The 13165-nt window shown below is 30.6% G+C and carries 15 protein-coding genes and 1 pseudogene; 12 read left to right on the plus strand and 4 right to left on the minus strand.

Translation table 11 applies throughout. The features are described from left to right. The coding region (locus tag IEW75_RS16070) for an acetyl-CoA carboxylase biotin carboxylase subunit (RefSeq protein ID WP_188704087.1) at window positions 1-944 on the minus strand (944 nt) is incomplete at its 3' end. An 11-nt stretch (window positions 945-955) separates the two neighbouring features. Further along, window positions 956-1441, minus strand: a complete 486-nt coding sequence (locus tag IEW75_RS14040) for a biotin/lipoyl-containing protein (RefSeq protein WP_134247072.1) — start codon at window positions 1439-1441, stop codon at window positions 956-958. Window positions 1442-1795: 354 nt separating this feature from the next. Between IEW75_RS14040 and IEW75_RS14045 the strand changes: the two genes are divergently transcribed. Both IEW75_RS14045 and IEW75_RS14050 read left to right on the plus strand, forming a co-directional pair. After that, a complete protein-coding gene (locus IEW75_RS14045; RefSeq protein WP_134247071.1) occupies window positions 1796-2107 on the plus strand; it encodes an isoamylase early set domain-containing protein in 312 nt (103 codons plus the stop codon). Window positions 2108-2483: 376 nt separating this feature from the next. Continuing rightward, the gene (locus IEW75_RS14050; protein ID WP_134247070.1) at window positions 2484-3500 is read left to right on the plus strand and encodes a UDP-glucose--hexose-1-phosphate uridylyltransferase; all 1017 of its coding nucleotides are present in this window, start codon (window positions 2484-2486) and stop codon (window positions 3498-3500) included. A 20-nt stretch (window positions 3501-3520) separates the two neighbouring features. On the opposite strand, the gene IEW75_RS15910 is transcribed toward IEW75_RS14050, so the two are convergent. Together IEW75_RS15910 and IEW75_RS14055 are read right to left on the minus strand one after the other, a co-directional pair. Continuing rightward, complete coding sequence (locus IEW75_RS15910) at window positions 3521-3652, minus strand: hypothetical protein (protein ID WP_262711413.1); 132 nt, start codon at window positions 3650-3652, stop codon at window positions 3521-3523. 12 nt (window positions 3653-3664) lie between these two features. Next, window positions 3665-4135, minus strand: a complete 471-nt coding sequence (locus IEW75_RS14055; protein WP_134247069.1) for a substrate-binding domain-containing protein — start codon at window positions 4133-4135, stop codon at window positions 3665-3667. Between the two features lie 20 nt (window positions 4136-4155). Here IEW75_RS14055 and IEW75_RS14060 point away from each other — a divergent pair, with 20 nt between their 5' ends. The 10 genes and pseudogenes from IEW75_RS14060 to IEW75_RS14100 all read left to right on the plus strand — a co-directional run bounded on the left by IEW75_RS14060 (window position 4156) and on the right by IEW75_RS14100 (window position 13140). Further along, on the plus strand, window positions 4156-4770 hold the full coding sequence (locus tag IEW75_RS14060; RefSeq protein WP_262711412.1) for an SDR family NAD(P)-dependent oxidoreductase: 615 nt from the start codon (window positions 4156-4158) through the stop codon (window positions 4768-4770). Beyond that, window positions 4767-4895 carry an SDR family oxidoreductase gene (locus IEW75_RS15915; protein WP_262711411.1) on the plus strand — a complete coding sequence of 43 codons (129 nt, stop codon included), beginning with the start codon at window positions 4767-4769 and terminating at the stop codon, window positions 4893-4895. Before IEW75_RS14060 ends, IEW75_RS15915 begins: the two co-directional genes overlap by 4 nt. A 12-nt stretch (window positions 4896-4907) precedes the next feature. Then, on the plus strand, window positions 4908-6080 hold the full coding sequence (gene uxuA / locus IEW75_RS14065) for a mannonate dehydratase (protein WP_204744153.1): 1173 nt from the start codon (window positions 4908-4910) through the stop codon (window positions 6078-6080). A 31-nt stretch (window positions 6081-6111) separates the two neighbouring features. Next, window positions 6112-7492, plus strand: a pseudogene (uxaC, locus tag IEW75_RS14070) (glucuronate isomerase). 74 nt (window positions 7493-7566) lie between these two features. Continuing rightward, window positions 7567-8538 (plus strand): TRAP transporter substrate-binding protein, encoded by a 972-nt coding sequence (locus tag IEW75_RS14075; protein WP_188704075.1) that lies wholly within the window; start codon window positions 7567-7569, stop codon window positions 8536-8538. A 2-nt stretch (window positions 8539-8540) separates the two neighbouring features. Next, on the plus strand, window positions 8541-9032 hold the full coding sequence (locus IEW75_RS14080) for a TRAP transporter small permease (RefSeq protein WP_134247067.1): 492 nt from the start codon (window positions 8541-8543) through the stop codon (window positions 9030-9032). 2 nt (window positions 9033-9034) lie between these two features. After that, on the plus strand, window positions 9035-10339 hold the full coding sequence (locus IEW75_RS14085) for a TRAP transporter large permease (RefSeq protein WP_204744151.1): 1305 nt from the start codon (window positions 9035-9037) through the stop codon (window positions 10337-10339). Window positions 10340-10455: 116 nt separating this feature from the next. After that, on the plus strand, window positions 10456-11193 hold the full coding sequence (locus tag IEW75_RS14090; protein WP_134247066.1) for a (Fe-S)-binding protein: 738 nt from the start codon (window positions 10456-10458) through the stop codon (window positions 11191-11193). Window positions 11194-11195: 2 nt separating this feature from the next. Then, window positions 11196-12566, plus strand: coding sequence for a lactate utilization protein B (locus tag IEW75_RS14095; protein ID WP_134247065.1), 1371 nt, complete (start codon window positions 11196-11198; stop codon window positions 12564-12566). Continuing rightward, the gene (locus IEW75_RS14100; RefSeq protein WP_134247064.1) at window positions 12559-13140 is read left to right on the plus strand and encodes a LutC/YkgG family protein; all 582 of its coding nucleotides are present in this window, start codon (window positions 12559-12561) and stop codon (window positions 13138-13140) included. Before IEW75_RS14095 ends, IEW75_RS14100 begins: the two co-directional genes overlap by 8 nt. The last annotated feature ends 25 nt before the right edge of the window (window positions 13141-13165 follow it).

The following is a 13165-nucleotide window of genomic DNA, read 5'->3' on the forward strand; positions in this document are numbered from 1 at the left end:
TTTTTAATGATACGGCGACCACCGAGATCTACACCTGTAATTAATTCTGTAACAGGATGTTCAACTTGCAACCGGGTATTCATTTCTAAAAAATAAAAATTTAAGTTTCTATCAACTAAGAATTCTACAGTACCAGCCCCTAAATAATCGCAAGATTGGGCTACTTTAATAGCAGCTTGTCCCATTTTTTCTCTCAATTCTGGAGTTAAAATAGATGACGGAGCTTCTTCCACTACTTTTTGATGTCTGCGTTGCACGCTGCATTCCCTTTCAAAAAAATGGAGCACATTACCATGACTATCTGCCAACACTTGTATTTCTATATGACGTGGAGATGTTATATACTTTTCTACAAAAACGGCACCATTTCCAAAAGCTGAAGTTGCTTCACTTATGGCTCGTGCCATTTGCTCTTGTACATCTTTTTCTTTTTCTACAACACGCATTCCTTTTCCGCCACCACCAGCAGCGGCTTTTATTAATATTGGAAAACCAATTTCACTCGCTATGGATGCAGCTTCTTTTGGGTCTGTAACAGCCCGATCAACTCCAGGAACCATAGGGATATTATAATCTTTAACGGCATCTTTTGCAGCTAATTTATCCCCCATCATTTTAATTGACTTTGATTTAGGGCCAATAAATATAATATTGTTTTGTTCGCATAACTCTGCAAAATCGGAGTTTTCACTTAAAAAACCATAACCTGGATGTATGCCATCGACATTAAGTTTTTTTGCAGCTTTAATAATGTGTTCGCCTACTAAGTATGATTTGTTCGAAGGAGCTTCTCCAATACATACAGATTCATTGGCAAATCTAACATGTGGAGCATTTCTATCTGCTTCAGAATAAACAGCTACTGTTTTAATTCCCATTTTTCTGGCAGTTTTCATGACTCTTATGGCAATTTCTCCTCTGTTTGCTACTAATATTTTTTTCATGTTATTATAATTTAAGCCATTTCAATCATTAATTCACCTTTCTCAACGGCACCACCGCTTTTTACATTTACGTTTTTTATGATTCCATCTTTTGGAGCAATAATGGAATTTTCCATTTTCATAGCTTCTAAAATTATTAAGGTTTCGCCTTCTACAACTTCTTGTCCTTCTTTAACATTTACACTTAAAATTAGGCCAGGCATTGGAGCTTTAATATCGTTAGCTTTTTTTGTAGCACCAATAGAAAAACCCATATCTTTAATTAACAGGTCTAATTGGTCTTCAATTTTTACTGTGTAACTGTTTAAGTTAACTTTAATAACAAATTCTTTTTTTGAAGCATTTGATTTTTTAAGTTGCACTTTAAAGGATTTGTTTTTGTTAAGTACGTGGAATGTTGTGTCGGATAACTTTAAGAGGTCTAATTTTTTGGTGTCAGAACCTTTTAAATCAAATTCAAAAGATTCATTAATTTTTACTTTAAAATCCTTTTCCATAATTGTTTAGATAACTTTAAATGGTTTAAATTGATTGTGTTACTGTAAAGTTTTATAATTTTATTTAAAAAAATGATGACTTTAATCAGTTTAATTCTAATATTTTAGCGTTTATTTTAGATCTAAATCTATAAAGAATTTTTACACTTCTAGTATAAAATATTATAAATATATGATAATTATATGTTTAACAGAATTTTAAAGTTAATAAAGGAGATTATGTGTGTAATATTGATATTTCTATTAATAAATCGAATTGTCTGTTAATATAACATATAAATAGGGAAACTCAGTTGTATTAAAACATTTATATACAAGTTATATTTGTATTAAAATATTTAATATAAGATTATTATGAGTTTAAAGAAACAATATTTAAAAAGTAAACCAGTTTGTAAAGTTACTTTTTCAATGGATAAAGAAGCTGCTTTGGGAGCTGAAAAAGTTGATTTATTGGGAGAATTCAATAATTGGAATACTGCAGAACCAATTATAATGAAAAAATTAAAAAACGGTTCTTTTAAAGTTACAATTGACTTGCCGACAGCGCAAGAATTTCAATTTAAATATTTATTAGACGGTGAAAAATGGGTGAATGACGATAGCGCTGATAACTATGTAAATAGTGGATTAGGAGCTGAAGAAAATTCGCTGGTAATTTTATAAATCCTTTTTGAAATTAGTTGACATAAAAAAAGAGAATTTGAAGCCAAATTCTCTTTTTTTTACTACTAACTAAAAAAATCAAAAACATTACTTATTTCAACTAAGTAATGAAATATGGGTCAAAAGTAAATCTAATTGTGAGTATTTTCTATGACTTTTGTCATATTTGGTTATTTTTTTTAAAAAAATATTTTCACAATGAAGGTGAGGTTTTTATTTTGCTCATTGTAAGTACTTTATATTTTTTTATATTCCCATTAGTTTTAATCACTGCAATTAATTATTTATAGAAAAAATTAAATTATATTTGCTTCAAATTATTTTAAACGTATAAAATACATTTAAAATATAGTGTTTCAGAAAATATAAATTTATAATGAATTCAGATTTACAAGACTACTCGCATAAAAGATATAATATTTTAACTGGTGAATGGGTGTTGGTTTCTCCCCATAGGGCTAAACGACCTTGGCAGGGGCAGAATGAGGTATTAAATAAAGAGGAGCGTCCATCACACGATGCTAATTGTTATTTATGTGCTGGCAATACGAGAATTAATGGTGAAGTAAACCCTAATTATAAAGGTGCTTTTGTATTTACAAACGATTTTGCAGCGCTTCAAAATGATTCTAAATCGTTTAGTTTAAGTGATGGATTATTGCAAGCAGAAAGTGAAACAGGCATTTGTAAAGTAATTTGTTTTAGTCCAGATCATTCAAAAAGTTTGGCAGAAATGTCTATTGATGCTATTGGAAAAGTGGTTGATACTTGGAAACATGAATACGAACTTCTTGGAAAGCAAGAAAATATTAATTACATTCAAATTTTTGAAAATAAAGGAGCTGTAATGGGGTGTAGTAATCCGCATCCACACGGTCAAATTTGGAGTCAGTCTTCTTTACCAAATGAAGTTTTTAAAAAAGATGTAAAACAATTAGAATATTTTCAAACTAATAACCGTACAATTTTAGAGGATTATGTAAAACAAGAACTTGATCTTAAAGAGCGTATTATTTTTGAAAATGATGCTTTTGTAGTGCTGGTTCCATTTTGGGCAGTTTGGCCTTTTGAAGCAATGATTTTACCAAAAAAAGCCCAACAAAATATTAGTTGTTTATCTAAAGAAGAAGAAAATCAATTTGCAGAAGCTATTTCTGTATTAACAAAAGCCTATGATAAATTATTTGACTGCTCTTTTCCATATTCTAGTGGAATACACCAAGCTCCAACAAATAATAAAGACAACACTCATTGGCATTGGCATATGAGTTTTTATCCTCCATTACTGAGAAGTGCAACCGTTAAAAAGTTTATGGTTGGATACGAAATGTTTGGCTCACCACAAAGAGATATTACAGCCGAAATTGCTGCACAAAAGTTAAGAGAACTTTAATTAAGCATCTTTTTAATAAATTAAGACTGTTTCACTTCAATATAGTGCCATTTATCTTGTTGACTAAATTCTAAATTTTCTTTGGTAATTATTTCTAGTGGAGAATATATTTTTTGTTGTGGAATGGAATTCTGAATTAAATAATCAGTCATTATTTTAACTGATTAAAAACCTTGATTAAATGATTTTTGAGAGATTAAAAAGGTTATTTTGTCATTTTTTAGATAAGCAATATTTTGTTCTGTTGTGACAAACCCTATTAATTTTAAATTTTTTAATTTTTCTGAATCAATACAGCTAGAAATGGATGAAATTCTACTCGAAGGAACCAAAACACCCGTTATATTGTTATTATTTTCAAAAACTTCTTTTAATTGTTGTTTTACCAATTCAAGATTTGTTAAATCTTCAAAATTTAATGACACGGATTTAAAAGGAATTTTATTATTATCAAAATAGGAGTTAAACCCCCTTATTCTAACTTCTATTACGTTATTATTGTATAATTTAGATTCAATATCTGAAATTAAGTACGTAGCATTTTTTTCTGTACATAAATGCATTAATTTTCCTGATAAATAACCGCTTTTATAAGAATCTTGACCAATAAATGAAATGTTATTGAATCCATTCATTTCAATGTTTAAGAATATATATGGGATTTCTTTTTTTTTCTAATATACCTGTTATTATTTTAGATTACAAACAAGAGATTGTAGATGCTGCACTAAATAATCTAAAAAAAGTGAGTGAAAAAGTGGCGGGTTTTGTTTGTAATGTTATGGAAGAAGATAGTTTAAAAGAAATTTCAGATGAAATTATTTTTAAGTTTAGTAAAATTGATGTTTTGATTAATGCTGCTGGAGGAAATATGCCTGGAACTACCATTGGAGAAAATCAAACTATTTTTGATATAAATATTGATCATTTTAAAAAGGTGGTTGATTTAAATCTTTTTGGAAGCATATTACCTGCTTTAGTTTTTGGAAAAGAAATGGTAAAAAACAAACAAGGAGTTATTATCAATATTTCTTCTATGACGGCGCAAAGCGCTATTACAAGAGTTGTTGGTTATTCGGCTTCAAAGGCTGCAATTGATAATTTTACAAAATGGATGGCAGTTGAAATGGCAACAAAATTTGGGGAAGGTTTGCGCGTAAATGCTATTACGCCAGGATTTTTTATAGGAAATCAAAACAGAGATCTATTAATAAAGAAACCGGAGCATATACGGATAGAATCGATACAATTATTGAGAACACTCCTATGAAACGTTTTTGTGAAACGGAAGAATTAAATGGATCTATTCATTATTTATGTTCAAATGCGTCCAAATTCGTAACAGGAATTGTAGTGCCAATTGATGGTGGATTTAGTGCATTTAGTGGTGTTTAATAAAATATAATTTTGGAACAAACTTTGAGATGGTACGGGCTAAATGATCCCGTAAAATTATCAGATATAAAACAAGCAGGGGCAACAGGAATTGTTTCTGCCTTACATCAAATTTCGAATGGTGAAGTTTGGAGTATTGAAGCTATTAAAGAACGAAAAGCTGTAATAGAAAATGCTGGATTAAATTGGAGTGTTGTGGAAAGTATTCCAGTTCATGAAAATATAAAAACACGCTCAGGAAATTTTCAACAATATATTGAAAATTATAAAAAGAGCATTCAAAATGTAGCAACGTGTGGAATAAATATCGTTTGTTATAATTTTATGCCTGTGTTAGATTGGACAAGAACCGATTTAGGGTATGAAGTTAAGGACGGTTCTAAAGCATTGCGTTTTGATATGATTGCATTTGCAGCATTTGAAATGTATTTATTAAAAAGATCAGGAGCTGAAAGTAATTATTCTGAAGTACAACAAAAATCGGCTAAAGCTTATGTTGAAAGTGGTTTTGAAGATGAAAAAATAGGATTAGTAAACAATATTATAGTAGGTTTACCTGGCGCTGAAGAAGGGTATACTTTAGCGCAATTTCAACAAATATTCGATACTTATAAAGATATTAACTCACAAACGTTAAGAGAAAATTTAGTTAAGTTTTTAATAGAAATCATACCAATAGCCTCTCAAAATGAGGTTCTTATGTGTATTCATCCAGATGATCCACCTATGCCAATTTTAGGTTTGCCAAGAGTTGTAAGCACCGAAGCGGATTGTGCTTATTTATTTGATAAAGTACCTATTAGGTCTAATGGAATTACATTTTGTACGGGTTCTTTAGGTGTTAGAGCCGATAATAATTTAGTTCAGATATTTAAGCGTTTTGCAGATAGAGTTCATTCTTTACATTTAAGAAGTACGCAAAGAGATGCAGAAGGAAACTTTTTTGAAGTCAATCATTTAGAAGGAAATGTTGATATGTATAGCGTTGTACAAGAAGTGGTTTTAGAAGAGAGAAAACAGGGAGCAGGAAGATCAGATTTTACAATTCCAATGCGTCCTGATCACGGACATCAAATGTTAGATGATTTACATAAAAAAACAAATTCTGGATATTCAGGAATTGGAAGCCTACGAGGGTTGGCTGAGTTAAGAGGTTTAGAGTTTGGGATCTCAAAAAGTATTTAATGTTATGAGTTAAGTAAATTCAAAAAAATTTATTACTGAGAATTTTTTATTAAATTCAAAAGAGGCTGAAATTTTGTACCATCAATATGCAAAAGACATGCCAATTATTGATTACCATAACCACTTATCGGCAAAACAAATAGCTGAAGATAAACCGGTTGAAAATATTACAAAAGTGTGGCTTGATGGTGATCATTACAAATGGCGAGGAATGAGAGCCAATGGAGTTGATGAAGCTTACATCACAGGGGCAGCCTTTAGAAGAAAGTTTTGAAAAGTGGGCTGAAACAGTTCCTCAAACGTTAAGAAACCCATTATTTCATTGGACACATTTAGAGTTGAAACGTTATTTTAATATTGGTGAAATTTTACAGCCTAGTAGTGATAAAGAAATTTATAAAAAGGCAAATGCTATTTTAGCTGTAAAAACACCAATACAATTGTTGGAGCATATGAACGTAGAAGTTGTTTGTACAACTGATGACCCAACGGATGATTTACAATACCACAAGGTAATTTCCAAGCAAAATTTTTACTCAAAAGTATTTCCAACTTTTAGACCTGATTCATTGCTCTTAATAGAAAAAGAATTATTTCCAGAATGTATTACAAAATTAGAAGACTGTGTTGGGTTTTCGGTAAAAAATTTAGAAAGTTTAAAAAAAGCTATTCAACATAGAATTGACTTTTTTGATGAAAATGGTTGTCGTTTATCTGATTACGGAATGGAAGAAATTTTCACATCAGATTTCACTGAAAAAGAGGCTGATAATATATTTAAGAAGCGAATTAGAGGTTAAGAAGTTTCAGAAGATGAAGCTAATATATATGCTTCATTTATATTATATGAATTGTGTAAAATGTACCACGCAAAAGGATGGGTTCAACAATTTCATATAGGAGCAATTAGAAATAATAACACCAAGTTGCTAGAGCAATTGGGTTTAGATGCAGGGGTTGATTCTATTGGAGAATTTCCTGAGGCAGTAGCTATGTCAAAACTGTTTAATAAACTTAATATAACTAACCAACTCGCAAAAACCATAACTTATAATTTAAATCCATCTCAAAACGAAGTATTTGCTACTATGATGAGGAATTTTCAAACAGGAGGTATTCCAGGTAAAATGCAATGGGGATCAGGTTGGTGGTTTTTAGATCAAAAGGATGGAATGGAAAGGCAATTAAACACCTTATCAAATATAGGGTTGTTAAGTTGTTTTGTTGGTATGTTAACAGATAGCCGTAGCTTTTTATCATTTCCAAGGCACGAATATTTTAGAAGAATATTATGCAATTTAATAGCCGAAGATATTAATAAAGGGTTGGTTCCAAACGATATTCCATTTTTAGGAAAAATGATTCAAGATATTTGTTATTATAACGCCGTATCTTATTTTAATTTTAAATAAAAATAATATAAATACAATCGATTGTATTTATATTATTTTTATATTTACACCTTAATTTATTTAATTTCATTTTTATGAAAAAAATACCAATTTTACTAGTACTTTTTTTAGGATTTATTTCCTGTAAAGAAGAATCAACTACAAAAGTGTTGTATTTAGCGCACAGTTTGCCACAAACGCATCCAGTGCATAAAGGAATTTTAGAATTTCAGAAAGCACTAGAAACAAAATCTAACGGAACTTTAAAAGTTAAAATCTTTCCTGATGCACAATTAGGTTCAGAAAGAGAGGTGTTAGAATTGTTGCAAATTGGAAGTGTAGCAGCAACTAAAGTAAGTGCGGCAACATTATCAAATTTTGTTCCTGAATATCATATTTTAGGGATTCCATACTTGTTTAGAGACCAAGAACATCGATTTAATGTTTTAGAAGGGCAAGTTGGTAAATCAATATTAGCAAAGGGAAGTAAGTTTTGGCTACGTGGTTTGTGTTATTATGATGCAGGAAGCAGAAGTTTTTACACCAGCGAAAAAGCCATTAGAACACCAGAAGATTTAAAAGGGCTTAAAATTCGGGTTATGAACAATCAAATGGCTATTAATATGGTAAATTCTATGGGAGGTTCAGCTACTCCTTTGGCTTATGGAGAATTGTATACAGCGATTCAGCAAGGAGTTGTGGATGGTGCAGAAAATAATCCTCCATCATTTGTGTCTTCAAATCATTATGAAATTAGTAAATATTACACTTTAGATGAACATTCTGCTATTCCGGATGTACTTTTAATAGGAACAAAATATTGGGAAAAACTATCTGAAGATGAAAAAAAATGGGTACAAGAATCTGCAGATGAATCTTCAGAGGCTCAAAAAAAGTTTTGGAACGATTCTGTTGAAGAATCTATGAGAATTGCAAAAGAAGCAGGCATAGAAATTATAATTCCTGAAAAATCACTATTTGCTGAAGAATCTAAATCAGTTTTAGAAGAATTTATGGTTAAATATCCAGAAATGGCAACATTAGTTAATCAAATAAAAGCGGAATAATTATGAATAAACCTGAACTAGTTTTTAATAAAGTAAACCTGATTTTAGAGAAAGTTTTAATAGTAATATTTGCATTGTTGGTGTTAGATGTGTTGTTTCAAGTTTTTTCAAGATATATTTTGGGTACTTCTTTTACTTGGACTGAAGAGTTTGCACGATTCTCTTTAATTTGGCTGACCATTTTAGGAGCAGCATATTTAAATGGAAAAAGGGAACATCTTTCAATGGATTTTTTGTATCAAAAATTTTCTGAATCTAATAAAAGAAAAGCATCTATTCTTATTGAGGTATTAATTTTTCTATTTGCATTAATTGTAATGGTTATTGGAGGCTTTAATTTGGTTTATACAACATTACATTTAGAGCAACTTTCGGGGACCCTTCGAATTCCTTTAGGTTATATATATGCAATAATGCCATTTAGCGGATTGTTAATTATGTGCTATTCTGTGTATCACATTTCAACTATATATTCAAACAAAATAAAAAATTAAATATGAGTATAGAAATTATAAGTATCATCGTTTTGTTTGTTAGTTTTTTTGTACTTTTATTGTTAAAGGTTCCAGTTGCTTATAGTATTGGAATTTCAACAACGTTAAGTCTTTTGTTGAATATTGATAAATTACCAGGTTTAACAACCATTGCCCAACGAATGACTACAGGTATTGATAGTTTTGCTTTGCTAGCTATTCCGTTTTTTATTTTAGCTGGTGAGATTATGAAACGTGGAGGTATTGCCAATCGACTCATCAATTTTGCAAAATCTTTGGTAGCAAGTCTGCCTGGAGGTTTAGCGTATGTAAATGTATTGGCATCTATGCTTTTTGGTGCAATTTCAGGTTCAGCACTTGCAGCAGCTTCTGCTATTGGTTCTATAATGACAGATAGAATGGAAGAAGAAGGTTATCCAAGAACATTTAGTGCGTCTGTAAATATAACCTCTTCAACAACTGGTTTATTAATTCCTCCAAGTAATATTCTTATTGTTTATGCTTTAGCAAGTGGGGGAACTGCCTCAGTAGCAGCGTTGTTTATTGCTGGTTATTTGCCAGGTATTTTATTAGGATTAGCAATAATGGGATATATTGCTTTCGTTGCAATAACTAAAGGATACGCTAAAGGAAAAAGAGCAACATTGTTTGAAGTTTGGACTTTTTTTAGAAAAGCTTTTTTTAGCTTAATGTTATTGGTAGTAGTTGTTGGAGGTATTGTAGCAGGTATTTTTACAGCTACAGAAGCATCGGTAATTGCAGTATTATATGCAGCTGTTTTAGCATTGATTTATGGTGATATGAAAATGAAAGAATTTCCAGAAGTATTGTTAACTAGTGCTAAAACAACCGCCGTAGTAATGTTCCTAATTTGTACTTCTATGGCAATGTCTTGGTTGTTTTCTTTTGAAGGCATTCCAGAAATGATTAGTACTTTTCTATTAGAACAATTAAATAATAAATTCGCTATCTTTTTAGCTATAAATATTATTTTACTAATTATAGGAACATTTATGGATATGACACCTGCAGTTTTAATATTTACACCTATTTTTCTTCCAGTTGTAACCACTCTAGGAATGGATCCAGTACATTTTGGAATTGTAATTGTGTTAAATTTATGTATAGGGATTTGTACCCCACCAGTAGGAACTTTACTCTTTGTAGGAAGTGGTGTAGCAAAAATATCCGTAACACAGGTAATTAAACCTTTACTCCCATTTTTAGCAATTATGGTTATTGTTTTAATGCTAATTAGTTTTATTCCGGAGATATCAATGTTTTTGCCAAAATTATTTAATCTTTAAAAGTAAGTTTGTAATCTAAATTCTATATTAGATGATTAATTTAAATTAAGAATAATAGAAAGTAAGTTTGTTTTAGATTGCTTACAATTCTTGCTGTTTTTTATTATTAAGTGAATATGAAAGTAGGTTTATTTATACCATGTTACATCAATCAATTATTTCCACAAGTGGCTATTGCAACACTAGAATTATTGGAAAAATTAAATATTGATGTTTATTATCCAAACGAGCAAACTTGTTGTGGACAACCTCTAGGGAATTCTGGATATGAAGAAGATTCAAAAGGAGCTTGTCGGCTTTTTGTTGAAAATTTTAAAGAATACGATTATATTGTAGGTCCATCAGGAAGTTGCATTTATCACGTTAAAAAGCATTTCGATATTCTAGAACAAACTTCAGAAGTAATTAAAGTTAGAAATAATGCATTTGAATTGTGTGAATTTATTGTGAAAATTCTTGGCAAAACAGACATAGGCGCTTCATTTCCATACAAAGTAGGTTTGCATAAAAGTTGTCATGGACTGCGTGGGCTGCATTTAGGTTCCTGTTCCGAAACAATGGATTCACATTATTCTACAGAAGAGGATTTACTAAATAACGTTAAAGGGCTCGAATTAATGTCCTTAACCAGAAAAGATGAATGCTGTGGCTTTGGAGGAACATTTTCTGTTTTTGAAGAAGCTATTTCAGTAAAAATGGGAAAAGATAGAATTCAAGATCATTTAGATAATGGCGTTGAAGTAATTACTGGAGCAGATCATTCTTGTTTAATGCATTTGGAAGGGTTGCTAAATAGAAATGAGGAACCTTTAAAAGTAATGCATATTGCAGAAATTTTAAATAGCACTATTTAATTATGAGTCATTCAAAAAAAGCAGCAATATTTAATAAGGACGAAGCCAAAGTTAATTGGCACGATAAAGCTTTGTGGTATGTTCGAGAAAAAAGAGATAACGCTGCACATGGTGTAAAAGGTTGGGAATATTTACGAGATACTGCTTCAAAAATAAAAGGAAATGTACTCTCTAATTTAGATAATTATTTAATTGAATTTGAAGCTAATGCAATAAAAAATAATATAAAAGTACATTGGGCATCCAATGCTGAAGAACACAATAAAATTGTTCATAAAATATTAGAAGAGCACAATGCAAAAAATGTGGTAAAAAGTAAGTCAATGTTGACTGAAGAATGCCATTTAAATCCTTTTTTAGAAGCAAAAGGAATTGAAGTTGTTGATACAGATTTAGGAGAATATATTGTACAAATAGCAGAAGAAACTCCAAGTCATATTGTATTGCCAGCAATTCATAAAACAAAAGAAGAAGTTGACGAATTATTTCAAGAACATTTAGGTACAAATCCAAGCAATGGAAACCCTGAATATTTAACCAACGAAGCAAGAAAGCACCTTCTAAATAAATTTATAGAAGCAGATGGCGCTATTACAGGGGTTAATTTTGCTATTGCAGAAACAGGCGGAATTGTAGTTTGTACCAATGAAGGAAACGCAGATATGGGAGCGCATCTAGCACCAGTTCATATTGCATGTATGGGAATTGAAAAAATAATTCCGAAAGAAGCAGATTTGGGGGTGTTTTTAAGACTGTTAGCCCGAAGTGCTACAGGACAGCCAATAACCACCTATTCATCACATTTTAACAAACCTGCAGAAGGAACAGAAATACACATTGTAATTGTTGATAATGGAAGAACAGAACAGTTAAGTAGAGAAGATTTTAGATCTTCATTGCATTGTATTAGATGTGGAGCTTGTATGAATACCTGCCCTATTTACAGAAGAAGTGGCGGACATAGTTACGATGCCACTATTCCAGGACCAATTGGTTCTATATTATCACCAGGAAAAGATTTAAAAAAACACAGTTCATTACCTTTTGCATCCACGTTATGTGGCTCTTGCTCGAATGTTTGTCCTGTGAAGATTAATATTCACGAGCAATTGTATAAATGGCGACAAATAATAGTGAAAGAAGAATCGCAACCCGTTGTTAAAAAATCAATTTTAAAAATAACAGGTAAAGTTTTAGGGAATAGAACACTATATAATTTAGTAGGAAAATCAGCACGATTTATGTTAAAATACGCACCTCGATTTATGGTGTATTCAAAATTAAATACTTGGGGAAAGGCACGAGAACTTCCTGAAGTTAAAAACGAAAATTTTGATACTTGGTATAAAATAAATAGAAAGAATAATGGGTAGAGATGCAATATTAAAAGCCATACAGAAAAATAAGCCTAGTTTAATTCCATTACCAGAAATTAATTTAGATGCTTTTGAAGAACCTATTGATTTATTGGAAACTTTTAAAGAAAAAGTAGCATTAGTAGGCGGAAGAATTATAGCATTAGATGCAATAAAAAATATAGATAGTGAAATTCAAAAACTATATCCGAATGCTTCAAAAATAATAAGTTGTATTAAAGAATCTAACTTAGGAACTATTTCAATTTCAGAAAAAACAAATCCTCACGAATTAGAAGCTGTTGATTTAGCAATTATAAATGGTGAATTTGGTGTCGCTGAGAATGGTGCTGTTTGGATTTCAGAAGATAATTTTCCTATTAGAGTTTTACCTTTTATTAGCAATGATTTGGTAATTATTCTAAATAAAGAAAAACTGTGTTCAAATTTACACGAAGCCTATAAACTAATTTCAGAAAGAAATAGAACTTTTGGTCTTTTTATTTCAGGACCTTCAAAAACTGCTGATATTGAACAATGCTTGGTGATTGGAGCACAAGGCGCAATGAGTTTAACTATAATATTGGTTTAATTTCATAGATATTTTATAATTAACT

It is taken from the genome of Lutibacter litoralis (assembly GCF_014646675.1).
GTDB lineage: Bacteria > Bacteroidota > Bacteroidia > Flavobacteriales > Flavobacteriaceae > Lutibacter > Lutibacter litoralis.

Coding starts and splice junctions, on each gene's coding strand:
- IEW75_RS14040 (WP_134247072.1), bottom strand. CDS start 1,441: ATGGAAAAGGATTTTAAAGTAAAAATTAATGAATCTTTTGAATTTGAT.
- IEW75_RS14045 (WP_134247071.1), top strand. CDS start 1,796: ATGAGTTTAAAGAAACAATATTTAAAAAGTAAACCAGTTTGTAAAGTT.
- IEW75_RS14050 (WP_134247070.1), top strand. CDS start 2,484: ATGAATTCAGATTTACAAGACTACTCGCATAAAAGATATAATATTTTA.
- IEW75_RS15910 (WP_262711413.1), bottom strand. CDS start 3,652: ATGACTGATTATTTAATTCAGAATTCCATTCCACAACAAAAAATATAT.
- IEW75_RS14055 (WP_134247069.1), bottom strand. CDS start 4,135: ATGAATGGATTCAATAACATTTCATTTATTGGTCAAGATTCTTATAAA.
- IEW75_RS14060 (WP_262711412.1), top strand. CDS start 4,156: ATGGGATTTCTTTTTTTTTCTAATATACCTGTTATTATTTTAGATTAC.
- IEW75_RS15915 (WP_262711411.1), top strand. CDS start 4,767: ATGAAACGTTTTTGTGAAACGGAAGAATTAAATGGATCTATTCATTAT.
- IEW75_RS14075 (WP_188704075.1), top strand. CDS start 7,567: ATGAAAAAAATACCAATTTTACTAGTACTTTTTTTAGGATTTATTTCC.
- IEW75_RS14080 (WP_134247067.1), top strand. CDS start 8,541: ATGAATAAACCTGAACTAGTTTTTAATAAAGTAAACCTGATTTTAGAG.
- IEW75_RS14085 (WP_204744151.1), top strand. CDS start 9,035: ATGAGTATAGAAATTATAAGTATCATCGTTTTGTTTGTTAGTTTTTTT.
- IEW75_RS14090 (WP_134247066.1), top strand. CDS start 10,456: ATGAAAGTAGGTTTATTTATACCATGTTACATCAATCAATTATTTCCA.
- IEW75_RS14095 (WP_134247065.1), top strand. CDS start 11,196: ATGAGTCATTCAAAAAAAGCAGCAATATTTAATAAGGACGAAGCCAAA.
- IEW75_RS14100 (WP_134247064.1), top strand. CDS start 12,559: ATGGGTAGAGATGCAATATTAAAAGCCATACAGAAAAATAAGCCTAGT.